Origin of the sequence: Actinoplanes sp. L3-i22, from assembly GCF_019704555.1 — a bacterium.
Taxonomy (GTDB): domain Bacteria; phylum Actinomycetota; class Actinomycetes; order Mycobacteriales; family Micromonosporaceae; genus Actinoplanes.
Genome location: NZ_AP024745.1, coordinates 8,968,960 through 8,992,899 on the forward strand (window position 1 = coordinate 8,968,960; position 23,940 = coordinate 8,992,899).

Below are 23,940 nucleotides of genomic sequence, written 5' to 3' on the forward strand. Positions count from 1 at the left end.
GATCTCGATGAAGAAGAGACTGGCCGCCGTCGCGGCCATAGCCGTCGCGGCTCTGGCCGTCCCCCTCCTCTCCTCCCCCGCCGAGGCCGCGATCAGCGGCCCGAACCTCCCGGCCGGCAACAAGGTGCTGTTCCTGGCCGGTCAGACCACCCCGGACCTGGCCGCCTACAAGTCGCAGGTGCTCGACGTCGACGCCGGTTTCCCCAAGCCGGGCGGCGTCACCATGTACACCAACATCTCGCCGAACGCCTGCAACGGGCTCACCGCCACCTGTGACCTCAACGGCAACGTGTTCAACTTCGACCAGACGCTGGCCCAGTACCCGGGCGCCGCGCTGGCCGTCGGGCTCTACCTCGCGGACAGCCCGGGCTGCAACAACCAGCCGCTGCGGGCGATCATCAACCGGCCGGACGCGGACATCGCCGGGGCGCTCGGCGCGCAGTACCGGCAGAACCTGGACAACCTGATCACCTACCTGAAGAACACCGGCCGGGCCGTCTACCTGCGCGTCGGCTACGAGTTCGACGGGCCGTGGAACTGCTACAACGCGGACTTCTACAAGGCCGCGTTCCGGGTGGTGAAGCAGCGGATCACCGCGCTCGGCGCGAGCAACGTGGCGACCGTGTGGCAGAGCGCCAGCTACGTCAAGGACGGGGCGCCGGAGTACAAGCAGGACTTCTCCAACCCGAGCCACCTGGCCGACTGGTATCCGGGCGACGACGTCGTGGACTGGGTCGCGATGAGCACGTTCTACTGGGACGCGACGTACCGCAAACACCAGTGGGCCTGTGACACCCCGACCAGTTCCCCGGGCGTGCTCTACGACCGGGTGCTGAACTTCGCCCGCGCGCACGGCAAGCCGGCGATGATCGCGGAGTCGACGCCGCAGGGCTACCGGACCTCGGCGCTCGACTCGTCCTGCGTCAACGTGAACAACCGGGTCGCACTGGGCAGCGGGGCCGAGCTGGCCGGCTGGTACGACCAGTACTTCGGGTACATCAACGCGAACACCGACGTGCTGCGCGCGGTCTCCTACATCAACAGCGACTGGGAGGCGATCAAGCAGTTCAACTGCCCGGTCGGCGCGACCGCGGGCTCGCCGAACTGCACCGACGGGTACTGGGGTGACAGCCGGATCCAGGACAACGCGACGATCCGGGCGAACTTCAAGCGCGAGCTGCAGAACTCGATCTTCGTGAACGGGACGCTCGCCGGCCGCGGGGTCGATTGGGGCAGTGGCGTCCCGACAAATCCGACTTCATCCCCGACGCCGACGCCGTCCACCTCTACTCCCCCGGCCACCGGCGGCCGCGACGCGTTCGCCACGATCGAGGCCGAGGGCCCGGACTCGCAGAGCGGCACCCAGGTGATCGGCGGCAACCGGCTCGGCTCGCTGAACACCGGCGACTGGGCCCGCTACGACCGCATCACTTTCGGTCACACCCCGAACCTGGTAACCTTCCGGTACTCGTCTGCGCGCGCCACCAACCAGGCGTTCACGCTGGAGTTCCACGCCGGCTCGGCGACCGGCCCGGTGATCGCCGCGCCCGGGGTGCTCGGCACCGGCTCGACCGGGACGTTCAAGGAGCTCGCCTTCAACGTCGGCAACCTGCCGGCCGGCACCACCTCGATCACCGTCGTCCCGCGCGCCAACGAGACCACCGACATCCTCGAGCTCGACTGGTTCCGCTTCTCCTGACCACCGACGGAAAGACCGAAACCCCTGCTTGGGTACGGGATGAGCCGACGCTCGCCCGAGCCGCTCCGCACCGGGAGCGACTCGGGCGAGCACTGCTCAGCGACCGCCCAGCCACCGCGGCCAGCGCCGCTCCCGCGAGCGCCCACCCGCCCGGGGCCGCGCGGCCGGAGCCGGCGCCTCGTCCTCGGCGGAGTCCTCCGCGAGCCGCTCCAGGATCGCCGTCGCCAGGCCGCGATCGTCCCCGGTCGCGCCCGGCGTGATCAGCATCAGGTGCGCCAGCGACCCCCAGATCGTCACCGGCCGCGGCGCCTCGGTGGCCGCGTCCAGCCGATCCCGGACCAGCTGCCGCACCTCGGCCCGCAGCCCGGACTCCCGGTAGGCGGCGGTGACCAGCGCGAACAGCGCCGCGTCGGAGACCCAGTCCTCGACCCCGAAGGCCAGATCGACCAGCACCTGACGGCGGGTCGACGTCGCCCACGGCTCGTCCGTGCGGTGGTGCAGGATGCCCAGGCAGACCCAGGGCTGCAGCAGCCGGTACCAGTACGCCGGGTCGGACTTCGCCAGCACCTGGTAGCGCGGTACGTCCGGCGCCTGCGGCGGGTGCACGAGCAGCCCGAGCAGGTCGTCCAGGGGCAGGTCACCGAGCGGCTCGGCCTGAACATGACCGGACAGCGGGGAGGCCCACGGCTCCGCGCCGACCTGGTACAGCACCCGGACCGCCTCGCGGGACGGGGCGAACACCGCCGGCTCCGCCTCGACCCCCTGGTAGCGCCAGACGGCGTACCGGCCGGGGCGCAGCGGGACGCGCATGTCCGGCGCGGCGAACTCGGCGATCCCGATCTTCACCGGCCCGCCCGCGGCCCGCTCGAACGCGGCGAGCGCGCTGGCCGGCTCCCCGCCGGAGAGCCCCAGCTCGTGGATCTCGGCGCTCTCGCCGTCCGCGCGCCGCCGGGCGATCTCCCGGCTGATGTTGATCACGGCTTCCTCGGGCATCGGCACCCAGTTCAGCCAGGTCCGCTTCTCACCGGCCATCGCGAACAGCAGGTCGGTGGTCCCGCAGCCGTGCGGATCGTCGGCGATCGCGACCAGATCGTCGACCGCACCGGACTCCCGGAACCGCAGCGCGTGCCGCGCGGCCTCCCGGTGCGGAAAATCCGGGTTCCCGGCAAGCTCCTGAAGCCGCTCTTCCACGCTTTCCCCAGCCATGGCGCGTGAGCTTAGTTGATCAGAACGCCCCTCGTCGGCCTGCTTCCCTCAAGATCAAACCCCGGCTCCGGTACGCCCCGAAAACGCCCGCCCCCACGCAACTCGCGCGGGCGGCGGGCGTGGGAAGCGGGCGGATGTGGGTCAGGCCGGGTGGTAGTGGGCGTCGGAGAACTCGGCCGGGAGCGACTCGCCGGTCAGGTCCTGGGCCCAGAGGCCGACGAACGTGCCGGTGAATCCCCAGGTCAGAGCGTTCTCGCCGTCGGATTCGTGGGCGTGTTCGTCGGAGAGGGTGCTCGCGTCGAACGGCCCCCAGGTGGTCGAGCCGTAGGCGGCGGTCAGTGTTCCGTCGTCGAAATCCAGGCGGAACCGGGCCGGGCCGGACACCGGGACCGCCGGGCCGTGCGAGCGCAGCCGCCCGCGGGTGCACGAGGTCACCTCGGCGACCGGGCCGCCGTCCCAGCCGATCCGCAGGAAGTACCAGTTGCGGCTGTTGTAGTAGGCGACGATCCCGGCCATCTGCTGGAACCCGGACGGTTCGAAGTCGACGGTCGCCTCGAACGACGCCCGGGTGTGCTGGACCCGCCGGGCGAGCAGGCTCTCCCCGGCCCGGGACGACGGCGGCCGGCCGCCGAGGAGCCGGACCCGGCCCGGATCAAGAACGGTCAGCCAGGACGGGTCGGCCGGCCGCCGCAGGGTGTTCCAGTGCGGTCCGGTGAAGTCTTCCGGGGCGGCCGGCCACGGATGGGCCGGCAGGTCCGGACCGGTCACCACGTCGTGCGGGACGCCGCCGGCGATCCGCGGCCAGCCGTCGTCGGTCCAGGTGACCCGCTGGACGGCGGTCTCCCGGCCGAGCACGCACCGGCCGCGCGGCGCGCTCAGCGGCCGGCCGGCCAGGTGCGCGAAGAACCACTCGCCGGCCGGGGTCTCGACCAGGCTGCCGTGACCGGCCTTCTGCAGGGCCAGGTCGGGCCGGTGCACCGCGGTGAGCAGCGGGCCGGCCGGGTCCGTCTCGTACGGCCCGAGCAGCCGCCGCGACCGCGCGACCGTCGCCTGGTGGAACCACTCGGTGCCACCCTCCGCGGTGACCAGGTAGTACCAGCCGTCCCGCCGGTACACGTGCGGGCCCTCGGTCATGCCGGCGGCGGTCCCGCCGTACACCTGATGGGGTTTGCCCAGCAGTTTGCCGGTGGCCCGGTCCAGCTCCTGGGCGATGATCCCGGCCGCCCAGGGGTGCCCGGGCCGCCAGTCGACCTGGTTGGACAGCAGCCAGGAGCGGCCGTCGTCGTCGTGGAACAGCGACGGGTCGAAGCCGCGGGCGTGCAGCGGCACCGGGTCGGACCAGGGTCCGTCGATGCTCGGCGCGGTGACCAGGTAGTTCGGCGTGTCGAAGAAGCCGGTGTAGCCGCCGACGTTCGTGAACACCAGGTGGAACAGCCCGTCGGCCCAGGTCAGGCACGGCGCCCAGACCCCGCCGGAGTCCGGGACGCCGGCCAGGTCGAGCAGCCGGCGGACGGACAGCACGCCGCCCAACGGCCGCCAGTGCACCAGGTCCCGGGAGTGGTGCAGGCGGACCCCGGGGTACCACTCGAACGTCGAGGTGGCCAGGTAGTAGTCGGCGCCGACGCGCAGGATCGACGGGTCCGGGTGGAATCCGGGCAGGACAGGATTGTGGATCTCGGGCACCGGCGGCTACTTTCCGAAGCCGGCCGCGAGCCCGCTGAGCAGGTGCCGGCGGCCGAACAGGTACAGGGCGAGGACCGGCAGCGCGGAGAGCACGACCGCGGCCATCAGTCCGGGCACGTTCGTGCCGTACTGGCTCTGGAACTTCCACAGGCCCAGGGTGAGCACGCGCTGCTCGTCGCTCTGGGTGAGCACGAGCGGGAACAGGAAGCCGTTCCAGGCGCCCAGGCCGACGAAGATGCCGACGCTGACCAGTCCCGGCCGGGACAGCGGCAGGACGAGCCGGGTGAAGATCCGGCCGCTGGCGGCGCCGTCGACGGTCATCGCCTCGTACAGCTCGCCGGGGATGTCGCGCAGCGTGCTGGTCAGCACGACGATCGCGATCGGCAGCGAGAACGCGGCGGTCGGCAGGATCACCGCGAGCAGCGAGTCGTACAGCTGCAGTCGCGTGATGATCAGGTAGATCGGCACGATGACGGCCTGGGCCGGGACGGCCAGCCCGAGCAGGAAGACGTTGAACGCGATCTTCAGCTGCCGGCTGGGGTTGCGGACGATCGCGTACGCCGCCGGCAGCGCCACCCCGAGCACCACCGCGACCGTGCCGAACGCCACGATCAGGCTGTTGACCAGGTACGTGGTGAAGCCGAGCTCGAACAGCGAGGTGAAGTTCCCCAGCGTGGGGCGGGTCGGCAGGTCGAGCGGGCCCTGTTCGATGTACGCGTCCTGGGTCCGGAACCCGGTGATCACCACGAAGTAGATCGGGACGGCGACGATGATCAGCCAAACGGTGGCGAGCACGCCGGCCGGCACGTTCGCCCGGTTTTTTCCTGACATCACGCTCCCTCCCGATCGCTGGCCATCCGGTGATAGCCGGTGGACCGGACCACGACCACCGACAACGCGGTGCCGACCGCGACCAGCAGCACCGCGAGGACGCTGGCGTAGCCCATGTCGAAGCCGACGAAGCCCTTGATGTACATGTGCAGCGGCAGCACCCGGGTCGCGGTGCCCGGCCCGCCGTTGGTCATCAGCAGAATCATTTCGAAGTACGTCAGTGAGCCCACCAGCATCAGCACCGAGCTCGCGATGATCGTGTTCCGCAACTGCGGCAGCGTGATCGCGAAGAACTGCCGCACCCCCGTTGCCCCGTCGATCTGCGCGGCCTCGTAGAGCGACCGCGGGATCTGCCGGGTCGCCGACTGGTAGAGCAGGGTGTGGAACGGCACGAACTGCCAGGCCACGACGAACGCGACGACGTAGAGCGCGTGGTCCGAGCCGAGGAAGTTGCCGTCGGCGAATCCGACGTATTTGCCGTAGTCGGCGGCCAGGCCGAAGTTCGGGTCGAGCAGCGACACGAAGGTCAGCGAGATGGCCGCGGTGGACAGCAGCAGCGGCAGGAAGAACAGCGTCGACAGCGCCGCCCGGCCGCGCTGCGGGCCGGCCGCCCAGACCCCGATGAGCAGGGCGAGCGGGGTCTGCAGCAGCCAGGAGACGACGGTCAGGGTGACCGTCTTGACGATGCCGTTGACCAGGTCCGGGTCGTCGGTGATCGACTTCCAGTTGTCCAGGCCGATCCACTGCGGGTCGCCGAGGCCGTTCCACTTGGTGAAGCTGAGGTAGACCACCGCGAAGACCGGCAGGATGCCGAGCGCGAGGAAGAAGAGAACCGCGGGCGCGGCCCAGGTGAACCCGGGCCGCTCCCGGCGTGCCGCCGCGATCATTTGACCTTGGCCATGTTGCCGGCGAACTCGTCCGGCGTGATCTTGTTGATGAACAGCTTCTGCAGGTTGGTCAGCAGTTCGGCGCTGACCGACGGGCTGAGCGCCTGGTCCCAGGACTGGGTGAAGCTGGGGGCGCCGGCGACCAGGTCGTAGGTGAACGTGGTGAACTCGGAGTTCGGCTTCGCCTTCAGGGTCGCCTCGATGCCCTTGACCGGCGGCACCTGGCCGGCCTCGATCAGGCCGTTGATGTAGGCGTCCGAGGTCAGCGACTTGGCCAGGAAGTCGGTGGCGACCGCCTTGTTCTTCGACCCGGCGTTGATCGAGTAGTAGTTGCTCGGGTTGCCCACGACCGCCTTCGGGTCACCGGCGCCGCCCTCGTAGGCCGGAAAGCCCACGTAGCCGAGCTTGCCGTCGGTGATGAACTTCGGGTTCGCGTCCTTCTGCACCGAGTAGTCCCAGGTACCCATCAGGTGCATGGCCGCCTTGCCGGTGGCGAACAGCTTCGACGCGCCCTGGTTGTCGTAGTTGACCGAGGCGTAGTTGGAGCCGAACGCGCCCCGCTTGACCAGGTTCTGGATCTCCCCGAGGGACTTGACGACCGCCGGGTCGGTCCAGGCGCCGTCCCGGCCGTCGACGATCGCCTTGAACTTGTCCACGCCGCCGATCCGGTCCAGCAGATACTCCAGCCACATCAGCTCGGTCCAGCCCTGGGAGCCGGCCAGCGCGATCGGCGTGATCCCCTTCGACTTGAAGACATCGATCAAATTCAGGAGCTCGGCGTACGTCGTCGGCGGCTGCACGCCGGCCTTGGCGAACACGTCCTTGTTGATGAACAGGACCACCGGCAGCACCCCGATCATCGGCAGGCCGTACTGCTTGCCGCCGACCTTGCCGACGTCCATGACGCTGGGCAGGAACTTGTCGGTCAGTCCGGGGTTCTTGGCGAGCAGGTCGTCGAGCGGCTCGACCTGCTTGGCGTCGACGAACTGCTTGAGGTTGCCGCCGCCCCAGTTGAAGAAGACGTCCGGCGCCTGCGGCGAGCCCATCGCCACCTGCAGCTTCTGCTTGTACGCGTCGTTGACGTAGGTGACCAGCTTGACGTTGTCGCCGGTGCCGGCGTTGAAGTCGGCGATGCTCCGGGTCGCGATCGGGTTGACCGCGGCGTCCTCCAGGGCCCACACCTGCACGTCGGCGCCGGCCGCGCCGGACCCGGTGCCCGGGCCGGAGTTGCCGCACGCGGAGGCGAGGGTCAGCACCGCGGAGGCGGCGACCACTTTCAGAACGGTTCTGCGCATGGTTATCGAAATCTTTCGGAGAGGTTTCGGTGCTCATCAGCGGCGGTGTAACGTGCCGATCACATGGCATGCCATCGATCCGGGCAAGACTTTTCGAAACATGGGGGAAACGTGGAGTCGAGTCGGCGGCCGACCCTGACCGAGATCGCCCGGGAGGCCAACGTGGCGATCTCGACCGTGTCGAAGGTGCTCAACGGGCACACCGACGTGGCGCCGACGACCCGGCGGACGATCGAGAAACTGATCACCGAGCGCGGCTATCAGCGGCCCCGGACGGCGCGGCGGGCCGGGCGGCGCACCGACCTGATCGACCTGGTGATCAACCAGCTGGACAGCGTCTGGGGGCTGTCGATCCTGTCCGGGGTGGAGGAGGTGATCGAGGAGGCCGGGCTCAGCCTGGTGGTGTCCTCGGTGCACAACCGGCAGTCGCTGACCCGGCGCTGGATCGACTCGCTGCTGGCCCGCGGCTCGGAGGGGGCGATCCTGGTGCTCTCCGAGCTGACCGTGCAGCAGCGCGCCGACCTGGAGCGGCGCGGGCTGCCGTTCGTGGTGGTGGACGGGGTGAGCCAGCCGCCGCCGGAGGTCCCGTCGATCGGCGCGACGAACTTCGCCGGCGGGTACGCGGCCGCCGAGCACCTGATCCAGCTCGGGCACACCCGGATCGCCGCGATCGGCGGGCCGGAGCAGTTGCAGTGCACCCGCGCCCGGATCGCCGGGTACCGGGCCGCGCTGGACACCGCCGGGCTGACCGCCGACCGGCAGCTGGTGCGTTACAGCAACTTCCAGCACGAGGGCGGGCTGCAGGCCACCGCGTCGCTGCTGGAGCTCGCCGACCGCCCGACGGCGATCTTCGCGGGCAGCGATCAGCAGGCCACCGGGGTCTACGAGGCGTTGCGCCGGGCCGGGCTGCGCATCCCCGGCGACGTCAGCGTGGTCGGCTTCGACGACCTGAACTTCGCCCAGTGGACCGCGCCGCCACTGACCACCGTCCGGCAGCCGCTGCACGAGATGGGCGTGGCCGCCGCCCGCACGCTGCTACGCCTGATCCACGGTGAGCGGCTGGAGTCCACCCGGATCGAGCTGGCCACCGAGCTGGTCGTCCGGGCCAGCACCGCCCGAGTCGCGGAATGACGGCTCGGGCACCGGCTTGCCGAACAGGTAGCCCTGGGCGTACTCGTAGCCGAGTTCGCGCAGGTAGTTCGCCTGTTCCTCGGTCTCCACGCCCTCCGCGACGGCCCGCAGGCCCAGCCCCTTGCTGACGTGGATCAGCGCGTCGACGATCACTGCCCGGCCGCCGCCCGCGGTGATCTCGTCGACGAACGACTTGTCCACCTTCAGCACGTCCACCGGGACGGTGCGCAGCAGGCCCAGCGACGAGTGCCCGGTGCCGAAGTCGTCCAGCGCGATCCGCACCCCGGTCTCGTGCAGGGTCTCCACCGCGTGCACCGCGGTGCCGCCGCCGAACAGCGCGGTCTCGGTCACCTCGACCAGCAGCTCGGCCGGCTCCATGCCGCACTCGGCGATGATCCCGGCGACCACCTCGGGGAAGCCGGGCTCGCTCAGCTGCCGGGCGGAGACGTTCACGCTGATGTAGCTGGGCGCGTGCCGGCCCAGCTCGTGCCGCCAGGCCGCGAACTTCCAGCACGACGTACGCATGACGAACTCGCCCAGCTCCACGATCAGCCCGTTGTCCTCGGCGACCGGCACGAAGTCGACCGGGCTGACCATCCCGCGGACCGGGTGGTGCCAGCGGACCAGCGCCTCGCACGCCCGGAACCGCCCGGTGTCCAGGTCCACGATCGGCTGGTAGACCACCCGGAAGTCGCCGTCGTCCAGGCTGTGCCGCAGGTCCGCGCCGAGCTGGGCGGTGGCGTCGGACCGCGCGTCGAGCTCGGCGGTGTACACCATCAGCTGGCTGCCGGCGGCCTTCGCGGCGTACCGGGCGGTGTCCGCGCGGCGCACCAGCTCGGACACCGGCACCGCCCCGCACTCCAGGCTGTCGGCCACCCCGAGCCGCGCGTTGAGCAGCAGCTCGTGCTCGCCGGAGACGATCGGCCGGCGCAGCAGGTCCATCAGCCGGGTGACCACCGCGTCGCCCTCGCCGGCCCGGGTGTCCAGGGCCAGCACGGCGAACTCGTCGGCGCCCATCCGGGCCACCGCGTCGCCCTCCCGCAGCGAGGCGCGCAGCAGCGTCGCCACCGCGGCCAGCGCCTGGTCCCCGGCGGCCCGGCCGAGCCGGTCGTTGACGTGCTTGAACCCGGCCAGGTCGACCATGATCAGCCGGCACGGGCCGGTCGCGACGCCCTTGATCGCCTCCTCCTCGAACGCGCGCCGGTTCGGCAGGCCGGTCAGGTCGTCGCGCATGGCCAGGTCGTGCAGCCGCCGGGCCTGGCTGTGCGCCCGCGCGATGTACCCGGACATCCGGGTCACCACCAGCACGAACAGCGCCATCGAGCCGATCCCGACGGCGAGCCAGCTGGTCGCGCCGGTGCCGCGCTCGCCCTGCACCAGCAGGATCGCCGGCACCATCAGCATCGAGGCAAGCAGCGCCAGCAGCCGGCTCCAGCCGAGACTGTCGCCCTCCTCGGCCGGCAGCAGGGTCGGCGACGGGTGGATCGCGGCGGCCGCCCAGCAGACGTAGGCGAGCAGGTAGCCGCCGTAGACGAACGACCCCCAGGAGTACATCGCCGCCGGCAGCAGCGTGTACACGGTGTTGCAGGTCAGGGTGACCACGCCGCCGACGGTGAGCAGCCACATCCCGGCGGTCCGCGGGCCCCGGCGCAGCAGCATCGGCACCAGCAGCGCGCAGAGCAGCACGCCCATCGTCGGGTAGCCCGCGGTCACCGCCCGGGCCAGCGCCGGCTGGCTGTCGTCGACCACGATCGGCTCGATCACGAACGTCCAGTACGCGATGCCGACGCTGATCGCCACGATCGCCGAGTCGATCAGGTTGCCCGACCAGAACGGCCCGCGTCTCCGGGTCAGCAGGAACAGCGCGATCACCAGCAGCGGATAGGCGCCCAGGTAGAACGCGTCGGCCCAGGACGGGTACGTGCCTTCGCCCTGCACCGCGTAGACCAGGTCACCGGCCACCCAGGTGACCACCCCGGCCGCGAAGATGTACCAGGCCGGCTGCTGGTCGCGGTGCCGGCGGCGGGCGCCGACCACCATCACGGTGCACGCCGCGAACGACAGCAGCGTGGAGCACACCACCGCGGGCACGCCGTAGGGCAGCAGCGACCAGCCGGCCGCGACGGCCGCGCCGCCCACCAGCCAGGCGAGCCACCACGGGGGACGCCGCAGACCCGTCACATCCGGTCAGTTCGGCATGTGACCCGCAAAGTTGAGCGCAACGCTCAAGTACGTCCGACCGATGCCGATCCGGCATCGAGTGAGCGTCCCGACCCCGGCCCGGCTGGCCACCCGCGCCTGTCTGGCCCTGTTCGCCGTGGCGCTGACCACGTTCGTGGTCTGGCCGGTGCACCCGTTCGGGCCGGCCTGGCTGCTCTGGATCACCATCCCCGGGTACGGGCCCCTGCTCGCGACGGTCTTCTGGCTGCTCTCCCGCCACGCCGGGCTGCCCGCGCCGACCCGCGCGTTCTGGCGACGGCTGACCCCGGTGCCGCTGCTGGTCGGGGCCGGGCAGACCGCGCAGGCGGTGGACGTGCTCGGGCATCCGGAGGCGCGGGCCTCCTACACCGGGCCGATCACGCTGTTCCTGCACGGGCTCGCGCTGCTGGTGCTCTGCCACGCCCTGGTCCGGCTGCCGACCGGGGGCCGGCAGGCCGGGGCGGCCACCCGGGTCGCCCTCGACGCCGGCACCGTCGCCCTCGCCTCGGCCGTGTTCATCTGGCACTTCAGCACCCGGCGCGCGCTCGGCGCCGGCCTCACGCCGGCCGTCGCGGCCTCCCTCGGGCTCTGCGTGCTCGCCGTCCTGGCGGTGTTCGCGCTGGCCAAGGTGGTGCTCGGGGAGTACTCGGCGCTGGATGCCCGGGGCCTGCGGCTGCTCGCGGCGGCGGTCCTCATCGGCACCCTGGCCCCGATGTTCCAGCCGCTGATCGTGCACCTCGACCCGCGGCTGTACGTGGCCCAGATCCACCTGCCGGCGGTGTTCTGCCTGGGCGCGATGGCCGCCGAGGCGCAGTGGGGCGCGCCGGTCGCCGCGCGCTCGCGTCGCCGGCGGCGCCCGTACAGCCTGCTGCCGTACCTGGCGGTCGCCGCCGTGGACGCCCTGCTGCTGTGGTCCGCGGTGGCCGACCGCTCCGACATGATCGCGGTCGCGTTCAGCGGGGTCCTGCTGACCGCGGTGGTCGCCACCCGCCAGGCCGGCACGCTGCGCGACAACGCCCGTCTGCTGTCCGAACTCGATCACGCGGCCACCCACGACGCGCTGACCGGGCTCGGCAACCGGGCCCTGTTCCAGCAGCGCCTGGCGGCCGCTCTGGAGGACGGGCCGGTCCGGGTGGCGGTGCTCGACCTGGACGCGTTCAAACAGGTCAACGACGTGCACGGGCACGAGGCCGGCGACCTGCTGCTGACCGCGGTCGGCCACGCCCTGTCCGCCGCGATCCGCCCCGGCGACACCGCCGCCCGCCTCGGCGGCGACGAGTTCGTCCTGCTCCTACCGGCCGCTCACGCGCCCCCGCCCGCCGCACCGCGCACCGCCGACCAGGAGGCTGCCGCGGTCGTCGAGCGGGTGATCGCGGCCCTGGCCGCCCCGGTCACCTTCCACGGCACGCCGCTCGACATCCGGGTGAGCATCGGCGTCGCCACCGCCGTCCCGGGCGACGACCCGGTAACCGTCATCCGCCGGGCCGACCACGCCATGTACGCCGCGAAAAAGCTCCCCGGCACCGCCTGGCTCGCCGCGGCATGACTGTCAGGCCGGCCGGGTCAGCTTCTCGACGTAGTACGCCTCGTACCGAGCCAGGATCGGCTCGATGTCGGTGGTGGCCGCCTGCTCAAACCCCTCGAACACCCGCCCGTACTGCCGGACGACGTTGCCACCGCGCGAGAACAGGCCGGTGTTGTAGGTCTCGATGACGACCATGTCCTCGTCGAAGATGGTGAAACCGAGCTGCGGCGGAATCGGCGTCGGCACCTCCTCCGGGACCACCGCGAAGCGCACGTTGGGTCGGTGCGCGAGCTCGCGGAGGTGACTGAGCTGCTCGATCATCGACGCCGGCGGGCAAATCCGGGTGCGCAGCACCGCCTCAGTGATCACGATCCGGAACGTGATCCCGGTGTCGGCAATGACCTCCTGACGCTCGGTCCGTGCGGTGATCGCCCGGGAGAGCTCGCGCTCGTCGCCGTCCGACTGCACCACGCGCTGGAACGACATCAGGGTGGCGCGCATGTAGCTTCCGGTCTGCACCAGCCCGGGCAGGACCGCCGGCTGGAAGTCGCGGATCTCCTTCGCCGAGAACTCCCACTCGGCGACGCCACGCTGCCGGTTGGCCAGCCCGGCCGCGGCCGGCCTCCACTCGGTCATCCGGTCGTGTGCCTGTTCGGCCCGCCGGCGCAGGTCATCGATCGTGGCCTCGTCGGCCTCCAGGGCGCGCGCGATGGCGACGACGTCGGCCGGGGCCGGCGGGCCACCGTCCTCCCGCTCGATACGCGAGATCTTCGGCTGGCTCATGCCGACCATCGCGCCCAGCGTGGAACCATTGATCTTCCGGCTCCGGCGCATCCGGCCCAGAATCGTGCCGACCGATTCGTCCTGCCCTCCGGGTGCACCCGAATGCGCCGTCACCAGCTTCTTCCGCTCGGTCGTCAAGAAAGATTGCGCAGGGCCTCGGCCAACAGCTCCGCAGGGATCTCCACCAGCATCTCGCCGTCCGGCACATCGACCCCCGCCTGGCGGGCGGGAACGACGTAACCCTGGACGACCAGAGAGCCGGACCCGGTTCGATAGATGGTCGGGCACGCGCCCGATGTACAGCTGTTGGCCACGACGGTCAAGGACATGTTTTCCGGAACGGTCGCGGGGATGTTTTCAGTCACGGTAAAGACTAAATCATGGATTGCGTTAGAGAAAGCTAGGAGCACCGAAATACGCCCCTTTTGCGGGACGATGCTGCGCGCGTCCGCGGGATTACACCTGACTAGCTTTCGGCTGGAACGCCTGAGTGAAGGAACCGGCACTCCAGTTGAGCTGTACCGGCGGGTTCACAGACGCGGCGACCTGAACCACGACGCTCGGATTCATCAGCGATCACGCTCAGCAAGAATATATTCACGACTGGTGAATAGACCGTAGACGCCGGCTCGGCCGGGAACACACACTCGATGGAGTCACCTGACCACTCGAAGCCCTGGTGGTGCTCATGACCCAGCTGTCGCTGTCGGACCTGTCGCTTGCCGGTGACCGGTCCACGCTCTACCTCGCCCTGGCCGGGATCTGCCTGATCATCGGCCTCCGCTACCTGAAACGCGCCCTGGAGCCGTTCGGCGCGGTTCTCGAGGCGGCCGCGGCGGCCGCCATCGTCGCCTTCGCTCTCGGGGTCGGCCTGATCCTGCTGCTGGCCGCGATCGCCGTGCGCTGACCGCATCCATCGCCGTTCGCCGACCGGATCGGAGCGGAGCCCATGAATTTCCTCGTCATCGCCGCGCTAGTGGCCGCCCTCGTCGCGTTCTTCCTGGTGACCGAGCTGCTGGCCGCGGCCCTGCCCCTGCTGATCGTCATCGTTCTCGTCCCGGCCCACGAGCGGCCGGCCCTGGCCGCGCTGGTCGCGGCCACCGATCACCGCCGGCGGCTGCGGCTGTGGCCCGCGCTGCGGACCGCGGTCGCCACCCGGCGCAGGCTTCAGGCCGGGCGGTATTCCACCTCCGGGCGGCCCGGGCCGCCGTAGCGCGGGGTGCGGGCGGCCCGGCCGGACTCGGCCAGGTGCTCCAGGTAGCGGCGGGCGGTGACCCGGGACGTGCCGGTGCGGGCGGCGACCTCGGCCGCGGACAGGCCCGGCGACGCGCGCAACGCGGTCAGGATCAGGTCGAACGTGGCCGCGTCCAGGCCCTTCGGGAGCGTGTCGGGCGGGCTGCCGCGCAGGGTGGAGAAGACCCGGTCGATCTCGTGCTGGGCGGCCGCCTCGGTCGACTCGACGAGCTGGGCGCGGTAGCGGGCGTACCGGTCCAGCTTGTCGCGGAACGCGGCGAACGTGAACGGCTTCAGCAGGTAGTGCGTCACGCCCAGGGCCACCGCCTGCCGGACCATCGCCAGGTCGCGGGTGGACGTGACGGCGAGGACGTCCGCACCGCTGCCGGCCGCGCGCAGCGTGCGGGCCAGGTCCAGGCCGTGCCGGTCGGGCAGGTTCAGATCCAGCAGAACAAGATCCACTTCTTGGGTACGGAGGACCCCCATCGCCTCCCGGGCGGTGTGCGCCACCCCCACCACCGCGAAGCCGTCGATCCGCTCGGTGTAGGCGCGATGGGCCTCGGCGATCAACGGCTCGTCGTCGACGACCAGCACCCGGATCATCGGACGGCCGCTCGGCGGGCGGTGGGCAGCCGTACCGTGAGAATCGCGCCGCCGCCCGGCGCCGAGGAGATCGCGTAACCACCGCCGTGCCGTTCGGCGATCTGCCGGACCAGGGACAACCCGATGCCGCGGCCGGCGCCCGGCTTGGTCGACCAGCCGCGCAGGAACGCCGAGGCGGCCTGCTCCGGGGTCAGGCCCGGGCCGGTGTCGCTGACCTCGACGACCACCTCGTCCTCCTCCTGCCGGACCAGCACCCGCACCCGCCGCGGCGAGCCGGACGGCACCCCGGCGACCGCCTCCAGCGCGTTGTCGACCAGGTTGCCGGCGACCGTGAGCAGATCACGAGACGGCAGCCGCGCATCGTTCATCTGTGAGTCCGGGTCCACAGTGAGCTCGACGCCGCGCTCGGCGGCCTGCGCGGACTTGCCGAGCAGCAGCGCGGCCAGGGCCGGCTCGCGGACCGCGCCGACCACCTGGTCGGTGAGCTGCTGGGCGAGCGCGAGCTCTTCGGTGCCGAGCCGGACCGCCTCCTCCGGCCGGCCGAGCTCGACCAGGGTCAGCACGGTGTGCAGCCGGTTCGCGGCCTCGTGCGCCTGGGCCCGCAGCGCCTCGGTCAGGCCGCGCACCGAGTCCAGCTCGCCGGTCAGCTGCCGCAGCTCGGTGTGGTCGCGCAGGGTGAGCACACTGCCCCGGGAGTCGTGGGTGAAGCGGCGGCTGGCGACCAGGATCCGGTCGCCGGTCAGGATCGGCTCGTCCACCATGGCGCGTGGCTCGGCGAGCAGGCCGGCCACCTCGGCGGGCAGGTCGGCCGGGCCGTCGAGCGGGACGCCGAGCAGCCGCCGGGCCTCGTCGTTGATCAGCTCGACCCGCCCGTCGCGGCCGGCCACCACCAGGCCCTCGCGGACCGAGTGCAGGACCGCGTCGTAGTACTCGTACATGCTGGTCATCTCGGCCGGGCCGAGCCCGTGGGTCTGCCGGCCCAGGCGGCGGCTCAGCGCCCACGCGCCGGCCGCGGCCAGCAGCAGCGCCGCGGCGGTGCCGGTGGCGACCGCCGGGAACTGGGCGACCAGGGCCCGGTTGATCGCCGCGGTCCGGATCCCGACCGAGACCAGGCCGACGATCGCGCCCGCCTCGTCGCGGATCGGCACCACCGTGCGCCACGAGTCGCCGAGGCTGCCCGGGTACTCCTCGACGACCGTGCCACCGGCCAGCGCGCCGGCCACCGAGCCGGCGAACGGGTGGCCGATCAGGGCGGGCGTCGGATGCGTGTAGCGGGTGCGGTCCGGCGCCATCACGACGACGAAGTCGGTGCTGGTTGCTTTGCGCGTGGCCTCGGCGTACGGCTGCAGGGTCTTGCTCGGATCTTCCGAACGCAACGCGGTGACCACTTCGGGCGAGTGCGCGATCGTCTCGGCCACCGCGGTGACCTGGCCGATCGCGGCGTTGCGGGCGTCCCGCTGGGCGAGCAGCACCGCGCCGGTCGTGCAGACCGCCACCAACAGCGTCACGACCAGCACCTGCAGCGCGAACAGCTGCCGCGCGATACTCCACCGACGGGTCATGGGCGGGCCATCCTGACGTTTCAAGCCGATGAACAGAATGACCGTAATCGTGATCCAGGCTGAGACCTAGACCACAGTCACGGCCATGAAGGATCGCACCCGCTACCTGTACCCGGCCGTGATCGTGGCCGTCCTCCTCGGCATCGCCGTCGGCCTGCTCGCACCGGACACGGCGGTGGAGCTCAAGCCGATCGGCACCGGATTCGTCAACCTGATCAAGATGATGATCAGCCCGGTCATCTTCTGCACGCTCGTGCTCGGCGTCGGCTCGGTCCGCAAGGCCGCCAAGGTCGGCAAGGTCGGCGGCCTCACCCTCGGCTACTTCCTGATCATGTCGACGGTCGCGCTGGCCATCGGCCTGATCGTCGGCAACATCATCCACCCCGGCGCCGGCCTGCACCTGGACGCCTCGGTCGCCGCGGCCGGCCAGAAGCAGGTCAGCGACACCGCCAGTGAGACCACCGCCGACTTCATCCTCGGCATCATCCCGACCACCCTGGTCTCCCCGCTGGTCGGCAACGAGGTGCTGCAGACGCTGCTGGTCGCGCTGCTGATCGGCTTCGCGCTGCAGTCGATGGGCGAGCGGGCCCAGCCGGTGCTCACCGCGATCGGGGCGTTCCAGCGCCTGGTCTTCCGGGTTCTGGCGATGCTGATGTGGCTGGCTCCGATCGGCGCGTTCGGCGCGATCGCCGCGGTGGTCGGCTCGGCCGGCGTGGACGCGCTGATCAGCCTGGCGCAGATCATGCTCGGCTTCTACCTGACCTGTGCGATCTTCGTGTTCGCGGTACTCGGCCCACTGCTCTGGGTGGTCGCCCGGGTCAACATCTGGCGGCTGTTCCGCTACCTGGGCCGGGAGTTCCTGCTGATCCTGTCGACCTCCTCGTCCGAGTCGGCGCTGCCCCGCCTGATCGCCAAGATGGAGCACGTCGGCGTGAGCAAGCCGGTGGTCGGCATCGCGGTGCCGACCGGGTACTCGTTCAACCTGGACGGCACGGCGATCTACCTGACCATGGCGTCGCTGTTCATCGCCCAGGCGATGGACAAGCCACTCTCCATCGGCGAGCAGATCTCCCTGCTCCTCTTCATGATCATCGCGTCGAAGGGGGCCGCCGGGGTCACCGGCGCCGGCCTGGCCACCCTGGCCGGCGGCCTGCAGACGCACCGGCCGGAGCTGGTCGACGGGGTCGGGCTGATCGTCGGCATCGACCGGTTCATGTCCGAGGCGCGGGCACTGACCAACTTCGCCGGCAACGCCATCGCGACCGTGCTGATCGGGGTCTGGACCAAGGAGTTCGACCGGGAGAAGGCGGAGCTGGTGCTCAGCGGCCACGACCCGTTCGACGAGGCGACGATGCTCGACGACGCCCACGCCCCGTCCCCCGCCGCCGCTTCCACCTCGGCCTCCGCCCCGGTCGCCGCCGGCACCTCGGCCACCGCCGCCTCCGCCCCGGCCACCGCCGGCGGCACCGAGGCCGCCGGCACCGCCGCGCCGTCCGGAACAAAAGGGATTTAAACCCTAAAACACGATTTGGGTACGGCGTTCCGCGCGCGCCCCGCACACGACGACGGACCTGACAGCTCGCTGGCACGGCTCCCCCGGCCCCTCGGGGAGCCGTGCCAGCGCCATGTGCGAAACATGCCAGCGCCCTCCCGCAACCTGATCCTCGACAACGGATGAGGGGGAGCGAGAATCGTGGACGATCTCGTGGTGCGCGCCGAGGGGTTGCGCAAACGCTTCGGCAAGACACAGGCGCTCGACGGGGTGGACCTGGCCATGCGCCGGGGCACGGTGCTCGGCGTGCTGGGGCCCAACGGGGCCGGCAAGACCACCGCCGTCCGGGTGCTGGCCACCCTGCTGCGCCCGGACTCGGGCACCGCGTTCGTGGCCGGCATCGACGTGCTGCGCGAGCCGCAGAAGGTCCGCCGCCGGATCGGCCTGACCGGGCAGTACGCGTCGGTCGACGAGGACCTGACCGGCACCCAGAACCTGGTGCTGATCGGCAAGCTGCTGGACCTGACCACCCGGGACGCCCGGAAGCGGGCCGCCGAGCTGCTCGAATGGTTCGACCTGACCGAGGCGGCGGGGCGCCCGGCCAAGACGTACTCCGGTGGCATGCGCCGCCGCCTCGACCTGGCCGCCAGCCTCGTCGGCCACCCCGAGGTGATCTTCCTGGACGAGCCGACCACCGGCCTCGACCCGGCCAAGCGCGAGGACATGTGGGGCGTCGTGCGCACCCAGGTCGCGCAGGGTTCCAGCGTGCTGCTCACCACGCAGTACCTGGAGGAGGCCGACGCCCTGGCCGACGAGATCGTCGTGGTGAACCACGGCAAGGTGATCGCCCAGGACACCCCGGACGGGCTCAAGCGCCGGGTCGGCGGGCAGACCCTGCGCATCCGGCCGGCCGACGTGAACCGGCTGCCCGAGGTGCTGCAGATCCTCGACCAGGTCGCCTCCCCCGGCACCAACGCCGCGCCGGACACCGCCTCGGGATCCCGGCCCGGCGCCGCGTCGGTGCCGGTGACCTCGGACCGCGCCCTCGACGACGTGATCCCGGCGCTGCGCCGGGCCGGCATCGAGGTCAACGAGTTCGGCCTGCACCTGCCCAGCCTCGACGAGGTGTTCCACACGCTCACCGGCGGTGGCGAGAAAGAGAAGAAGACGGAGGCGCTGGTATGAGCACCGCAGTTCTGGACGACGCACCCATCCGCCTGGACACGCCCCGCGGGGGATCGTTCCTCGCGCTGGTCCGGCACAGCGGCGCGCTCGCCAAGCGCAGCCTGATCAAGACCGTGCGCACGCCCGAGGCGCTGATCGACGTGACCATCCAGCCGGTCATCTTCCTGCTGATGTTCACCTACCTGTTCGGCGGCGCCATCGCCGGCGGCGACCGGCACGCCTACCTGCAGTTCCTGCTGCCCGGCATGCTCGGTCAGTCGCTCGCCATGGGCGGCATCGCGCTCGGCCAGAACCTCAACGCCGACATCGAGAAGGGGGTCTTCGACCGGTTCCGGTCGCTGCCGGTCTCCCGGTCGGCGCCCCTGGTCGGCGCGGTCATGGCGGACATCGTCCGCTACCTCACGGTGTGCGTGGTGACCCTGGGCATCGGCGCGGTGATGGGCTTCCGGATCCAGACCGACGCCCCGGCCACCCTGGCCGCGGTGGCCCTGGCCGTCGGCTTCGGCCTCTGCTTCGGCTGGATCTCGGTCTGGGTCGGCATGATCGTGCGCACCTCGGGCGCCGTGCAGGGCGTGATGTTCCTGCTGGTCTTCCCGCTCTCGTTCGGCAGCAACGTGTTCGTGGCGACCGAGACCCTGCCCGGCTGGCTGCAGGCCTTCGTCAAGGTCAACCCGATCACGCACCTGGTCGGGGCGGAACGCGGCCTGCTGATCGGCGGGCCGGTCGCCCACCACCTGTTGATGACCCTGGCCTGGATGGCCGGCCTGCTGGTGGTCTTCGTGCCGCTGGCCCTGCGCGCTTACAACAAGCGCACCTGATTAACCCTCCAAAGCACGCAGCTGGCCCGGGTTCACCCGGGCCAGCGCTGTCGTCGGGTCCAGGGCCCAGCCAGCCGCGTACGCCTCGGCGAACCCGTCGTCGCCCAGCGCCGCCCGGTTCCGCCGGGTCAGCTCGGCCACCTGCAGGTCGGTCGGGTCGTGCGAACCCCGCAACCGGGCCGCCGCGCCCAGCAGCTGCGCCGCCTCCCGGGGCCGGCCGACCAGGTCCGCCAGCCCGGCCGCACCCACCGCGACCAGCGACAGGATCGGCATGTCCCGGGTCTCCTGGGCCGCCGCGTACGACAGGACCAGCGCCTTCTCCGCCCGCACCGGATCACCCCGGCGCAGCGCGAGCGTGGCCCGCACCCCCTCGATGATCGCGGTGCCGTGGTCGCCGTTCATGAAGTCGGGCCCGCCCGTCCGGAGGCCGACCTCGGCCCGCCCGAGCAGCTCCTCGGCCCGGTCCAGATCGCCCAGGGTGACCATCATCCCGGCCTCCAGGGCGTCGATGAGCAGCATCATCTCCGGCGACGTGGCCCGCTCGGCCCGCACCCGCGCGCCGGTCAGCGCCGCGATCGCCTCGGCCGGCTCGCCGCGCCGCAGATGCAGGTCGGCCGCCCGCAGGTCGATGAAGATCTCGTCACCCAGGTCGAGCGAGCCGAACTCGCCGGCCAGCGACCTCGCCGCGGTCAGATCGGCCAGGGCGCCGTCCAGGTCACCGTCGTACTGCCGGAGCAGCGCCCGCAACGGCAGCACGGTCGCCTGCCCCCACCGGTCACCGGCCGCCCGGAACCCGGCCAGCGCGGCCGTCACGTCGACCCGGACCTGCTGGACGTCGCCGTTGTTCTCGGCCACCTGGGCCCGGAACAGCTGCGCCAGCGCGGCCACCCACGCGTCCGGCCCGTCCACCAGCTGATTCATCCGGGCCTGGGCGGCGTCCCGCTCGTCGGCCATGAACAGCACCACCGCGGACAGCGCCCCGACCAGCCCGGGCAGCTCCGGATGCGACATCAGCCGGCCGGACAGCGCCCGCAGCCGGTCCTGTCGCTGCTGGACGGTCTCGGCCATCATCACCACCTCGGAGCCCACCCGGTTGAGCGTGAGCACCGCCTCGGCGCAGTCGGCGACCAGCCGGCTCCGCTCCCCCGGCAGCTTCAGCGCCTCGTGCAGCCAGAACGCGGCGTCGGCGTGCCGGCCGAACATCTGCCAGTACCACACCAGGCTCAGCGCCAGCCGGGTCGCGCCGTCCGCGTCCCCCTCGTCGCACAGGTGGCGCAGGGCGGCCAGCGCGTTGTCGTACTCCGCGCGCAGCACGACCAGCGCGTCCAGCTGCTCGGCGGTGCGCAGCCGCGGATCGTGCTCGGCGACCAGGTCGGACAGGTAGCCAGCGGCCAGCCGCCGGGCCCCGGTCAGCGAGCCCTGGGAGGCGAGCTGGTCGATCCCGTACTCCCGCAGGGTCTCCAGCATCCGGTACCGGCCGTCCGGCGTGCGCTGCAGCAGCGACTTGTCGACCAGCGCGGCCAGCAGATCCGGGATCAGCCCGGCCGGCACCCCGGCGTCCGCGCAGACCGCCGTCGCCGAACCCGCGGTCACCCCGCCGGGCAGCACCGACACCCGCTCCGCCACGGTCCGCTCGCCGGCGGCCAGCAGCTCCCAGCTCCACGCGATCACCGCGCGCAGCGTCCGGTGCCGCGGCAGCGCCGTCCGGCTGCCGGTGGTGAGCAGGCGGAACCGGTCGTCCAGGCCGTCGGCCAGCTCGCGCAGCCCGAGCGTGCGCAGCCGGGCCGCGGCCAGCTCCAGCGCCAGCGGCAGGCCGTCCAGCCGGCGCACGATCTGCACCACGTCGGCCACCGTCGTGTCGTCCACCTCGAACCCGGGCAGCACCGCGGCGGCCCGCTCGGCGAACAGTCGCACCGCCGGCGACCGCCGGGCCTGGTCCGGCGCGCCCGGCTCGGGCATCCCCAGCGGCCCGAGCGGCACCAGCGCCTCGCCGTCCACCGCCAGCGGCTCGCGGCTGGTCGCCAGGATCCGCAGCCCCGGGCAGCGCACCAGCAGCGCCGTCGCCAGGTGCGCGACCGCGTCGATCAGGTGCTCGCAGTTGTCCACCAGGAACAGGCACTCGCGCGTCGCGAACTGGTCGACCAGCACGTCCAGGTCGGTGCGCCCCTCCGGCCGCAGCCCCGAACCCCCCTCGAAGATCGCCGAGGCGCGCAGCCCGGTCGCGGTCACCACGGCCGCCGGCAGCTCGGCCGGCGCGGTCACCGCCGCCAGGTCGATCAGCCAGACCCCGTCCCGGAACTCCCCGCGCCGGCGCCGCGCCGCCTGCGTCGCCAGCCGCGTCTTCCCGGCGCCGCCGGGCCCCAGCACGGTGATCAGCCGCCCCACCGCCAGCAGGGCGTCGACCCGGGCAAGATCGGCCTCACGGCCGATAAAGCTGGTCAGTGGTTCCGGCAGGTTGCTCGCCGCCGGCTTGCTCTCGTTCCGAGACACACCATTCGCCGGTACGGCCTCGGCCCCGCGCCCCACCCGGGCCGTTCCCTCGGGACCAGCCGCCTCGTCCGCAGCCGCCGCCTCGCCCAGCCCGGTGCTCGCCCCACCCCGCCCGGCGCCCGCCGCACCCCGCCCGGTGCCCGCCGCGCCCAGCCCGGCGTTCGCCGTGCCCCGCCCGGTGCTTGCCGCGCCGTTTCCCGGCCCGGCGCTCATTTCGGAAATGTCGGAACCGCGCAGCAGGCGCAAGTGCCGCTCCCGCAACGCCGCCCCCGGATCCGCCCCGAGCCGATCCGCGACCTCTTCCCGGACCTGCTCATACAGCGCGAGCGCGTCCGCCTGCCGCCCCTGGGCCGCGAGCGTGTCCATCAGCAGCCCGGTGACCCGCTCGTCCAGCGGATGTTCCTCGAGCAGCCGGGTGAGCCGCCCCTCGGCCGCATCGAACCGCCCGAGCAGCAGATCCGTCTCGGCCACGTCGGCCAGCGCCGAGCCGACCGACCGGCCCAGCCGCACCCCGACCGCCTCGGCCACCGCGCCGACCTCGGCCACCATCGGCCCGCGCACCAGCTCGACGGCCGCCCCGAGCAGCTCGGCGGCCCCGGCCACGTCCCCGGCCCGCAGCTTCTGCCGCCCGCTCCCGGCCAGCCGCTCGAACCGGATCACGTCCACGTCGTCGTCGCCCACCGCGAGCCGGTAGCCACCCTCGTCCTGGGTCACCGCGTCGGCGTCCCCGAGCACCCGGCGCAGCCGCGACACCAGCGACTGCAGCGCGTTCGCCGGATCGGCCGGCCGGTCCAGCGGCCACAGCGAGTCCACCAGCGCCCCGGCCCCGACCGGCCGCCCGGCCGCCAGCGCCAGCCGCACGAGCAGCCCGCGAAGCCTCGCCCCCGGCACCGCGAGATCGGCCGCACCCCGCCCGACCCGCAACCCCCCGAACAGCTCCACCCGCAACCGCCCGGCACCCTCCCCGTGCTCGCTCACGCAGCGATCCTCTCGCGCCCGCCCCACCCACACCAAACCGTTTCCCCACCCACCCCCTCAACCCGACCTCAGCCCCCACTCAGCCAACCCAACCGCCCAGCCCCACCCAGCCCAGCCCCACCCAGCCCAGCGCAGCCCCACCCAGCCCCACCCAGCCCCACCCAGCCCCGCCGAGCCCCGCCGAGCCCCGCCGAGCCTCGGCCCACCCCGCGGCCTCCGCCCCGCCGAGCCCAGACTCGGCCCACCCCGCGGCCTCCGCCCCGCCCGGCCCCGCCCGGCCCGGCCAGCCTCGGCCCACCCAGCCCCGCCTCCGCCCTGCCCGGCCCGCTTGGCCTTCGCC

19 protein-coding genes are annotated in these 23,940 nt (G+C 72.1%); 8 read left to right on the forward strand and 11 right to left on the reverse strand.

From position 1 onward, the window contains the following. Positions 1–7 precede the first annotated feature (7 nt). Positions 8–1,699 carry a carbohydrate-binding protein gene (locus tag L3i22_RS40320; protein WP_221322701.1) on the forward strand — a complete coding sequence of 564 codons (1,692 nt, stop codon included), beginning with the start codon at positions 8–10 and terminating at the stop codon, positions 1,697–1,699. Between the two features lie 96 nt (positions 1,700–1,795). On the opposite strand, the gene L3i22_RS40325 is transcribed toward L3i22_RS40320, so the two are convergent. The 5 genes from L3i22_RS40325 to L3i22_RS40345 form a co-directional block, all read right to left on the reverse strand. Continuing rightward, positions 1,796–2,905, reverse strand: a complete 1,110-nt coding sequence (locus L3i22_RS40325; RefSeq protein ID WP_221322702.1) for a hypothetical protein — start codon at positions 2,903–2,905, stop codon at positions 1,796–1,798. Positions 2,906–3,046: 141 nt separating this feature from the next. Further along, complete coding sequence (locus tag L3i22_RS40330) at positions 3,047–4,588, reverse strand: glycoside hydrolase family 43 protein (RefSeq protein WP_221322703.1); 1,542 nt, start codon at positions 4,586–4,588, stop codon at positions 3,047–3,049. 6 nt (positions 4,589–4,594) lie between these two features. Further along, positions 4,595–5,419 (reverse strand): carbohydrate ABC transporter permease, encoded by an 825-nt coding sequence (locus L3i22_RS40335; RefSeq protein WP_221322704.1) that lies wholly within the window; start codon positions 5,417–5,419, stop codon positions 4,595–4,597. Continuing rightward, positions 5,419–6,306, reverse strand: coding sequence for a carbohydrate ABC transporter permease (locus L3i22_RS40340; RefSeq protein ID WP_221322705.1), 888 nt, complete (start codon positions 6,304–6,306; stop codon positions 5,419–5,421). Before L3i22_RS40340 ends, L3i22_RS40335 begins: the two co-directional genes overlap by 1 nt. Then, positions 6,303–7,601, reverse strand: coding sequence for an ABC transporter substrate-binding protein (locus L3i22_RS40345; protein ID WP_221322706.1), 1,299 nt, complete (start codon positions 7,599–7,601; stop codon positions 6,303–6,305). The genes L3i22_RS40340 and L3i22_RS40345 overlap by 4 nt, the downstream gene beginning before the upstream one ends. A gap of 111 nt (positions 7,602–7,712) precedes the next feature. Between L3i22_RS40345 and L3i22_RS40350 the strand changes: the two genes are divergently transcribed. Continuing rightward, a complete protein-coding gene (locus tag L3i22_RS40350; protein ID WP_255657532.1) occupies positions 7,713–8,732 on the forward strand; it encodes a LacI family DNA-binding transcriptional regulator in 1,020 nt (339 codons plus the stop codon). On the opposite strand, the gene L3i22_RS40355 is transcribed toward L3i22_RS40350, so the two are convergent. Beyond that, complete coding sequence (locus L3i22_RS40355) at positions 8,637–10,913, reverse strand: bifunctional diguanylate cyclase/phosphodiesterase (protein ID WP_255657533.1); 2,277 nt, start codon at positions 10,911–10,913, stop codon at positions 8,637–8,639. The genes L3i22_RS40350 and L3i22_RS40355 overlap by 96 nt on opposite strands. Before the next feature lie 61 nt (positions 10,914–10,974). Between L3i22_RS40355 and L3i22_RS40360 the strand changes: the two genes are divergently transcribed. Then, on the forward strand, positions 10,975–12,477 hold the full coding sequence (locus L3i22_RS40360) for a GGDEF domain-containing protein (protein WP_221322708.1): 1,503 nt from the start codon (positions 10,975–10,977) through the stop codon (positions 12,475–12,477). 3 nt (positions 12,478–12,480) lie between these two features. Here L3i22_RS40360 and L3i22_RS40365 read toward each other — a convergent pair whose 3' ends face one another. Both L3i22_RS40365 and L3i22_RS40370 read right to left on the reverse strand, forming a co-directional pair. Beyond that, the gene (locus L3i22_RS40365; protein ID WP_255658751.1) at positions 12,481–13,353 is read right to left on the reverse strand and encodes a helix-turn-helix transcriptional regulator; all 873 of its coding nucleotides are present in this window, start codon (positions 13,351–13,353) and stop codon (positions 12,481–12,483) included. A 20-nt stretch (positions 13,354–13,373) separates the two neighbouring features. Further along, entirely contained in the window at positions 13,374–13,604 is a 231-nt protein-coding gene (locus tag L3i22_RS40370) for a hypothetical protein (RefSeq protein ID WP_255657534.1), read from the reverse strand. 323 nt (positions 13,605–13,927) lie between these two features. Here L3i22_RS40370 and L3i22_RS40375 point away from each other — a divergent pair, with 323 nt between their 5' ends. Both L3i22_RS40375 and L3i22_RS40380 read left to right on the forward strand, forming a co-directional pair. Continuing rightward, on the forward strand, positions 13,928–14,146 hold the full coding sequence (locus L3i22_RS40375) for a hypothetical protein (protein WP_221322710.1): 219 nt from the start codon (positions 13,928–13,930) through the stop codon (positions 14,144–14,146). Positions 14,147–14,188: 42 nt separating this feature from the next. Further along, positions 14,189–14,452, forward strand: a complete 264-nt coding sequence (locus L3i22_RS40380) for a hypothetical protein (protein ID WP_221322711.1) — start codon at positions 14,189–14,191, stop codon at positions 14,450–14,452. Here L3i22_RS40380 and L3i22_RS40385 read toward each other — a convergent pair. Both L3i22_RS40385 and L3i22_RS40390 read right to left on the reverse strand, forming a co-directional pair. Continuing rightward, entirely contained in the window at positions 14,407–15,075 is a 669-nt protein-coding gene (locus tag L3i22_RS40385; RefSeq protein WP_221322712.1) for a response regulator, read from the reverse strand. The two genes, L3i22_RS40380 and L3i22_RS40385, sit on opposite strands and share 46 nt — an antisense overlap. Then, positions 15,072–16,637, reverse strand: coding sequence for a sensor histidine kinase (locus L3i22_RS40390; RefSeq protein ID WP_221322713.1), 1,566 nt, complete (start codon positions 16,635–16,637; stop codon positions 15,072–15,074). Before L3i22_RS40390 ends, L3i22_RS40385 begins: the two co-directional genes overlap by 4 nt. 85 nt (positions 16,638–16,722) lie before the next feature. On the opposite strand from L3i22_RS40390, the gene L3i22_RS40395 reads away from it, so the two are divergent. The 3 genes from L3i22_RS40395 (at position 16,723) to L3i22_RS40405 (ending at position 20,132) form a co-directional block, all read left to right on the forward strand. Next, complete coding sequence (locus L3i22_RS40395; protein WP_221322714.1) at positions 16,723–18,150, forward strand: cation:dicarboxylate symporter family transporter; 1,428 nt, start codon at positions 16,723–16,725, stop codon at positions 18,148–18,150. A gap of 180 nt (positions 18,151–18,330) precedes the next feature. Beyond that, positions 18,331–19,314 (forward strand): ATP-binding cassette domain-containing protein, encoded by a 984-nt coding sequence (locus L3i22_RS40400; protein WP_221322715.1) that lies wholly within the window; start codon positions 18,331–18,333, stop codon positions 19,312–19,314. Continuing rightward, positions 19,311–20,132 (forward strand): ABC transporter permease, encoded by an 822-nt coding sequence (locus L3i22_RS40405; protein WP_221322716.1) that lies wholly within the window; start codon positions 19,311–19,313, stop codon positions 20,130–20,132. The genes L3i22_RS40400 and L3i22_RS40405 overlap by 4 nt, the downstream gene beginning before the upstream one ends. Here the strand turns inward: L3i22_RS40405 and L3i22_RS40410 are convergent, their stop codons facing one another. Further along, positions 20,133–23,600 carry a BTAD domain-containing putative transcriptional regulator gene (locus L3i22_RS40410; RefSeq protein WP_221322717.1) on the reverse strand — a complete coding sequence of 1,156 codons (3,468 nt, stop codon included), beginning with the start codon at positions 23,598–23,600 and terminating at the stop codon, positions 20,133–20,135. Positions 23,601–23,940 lie beyond the last annotated feature (340 nt).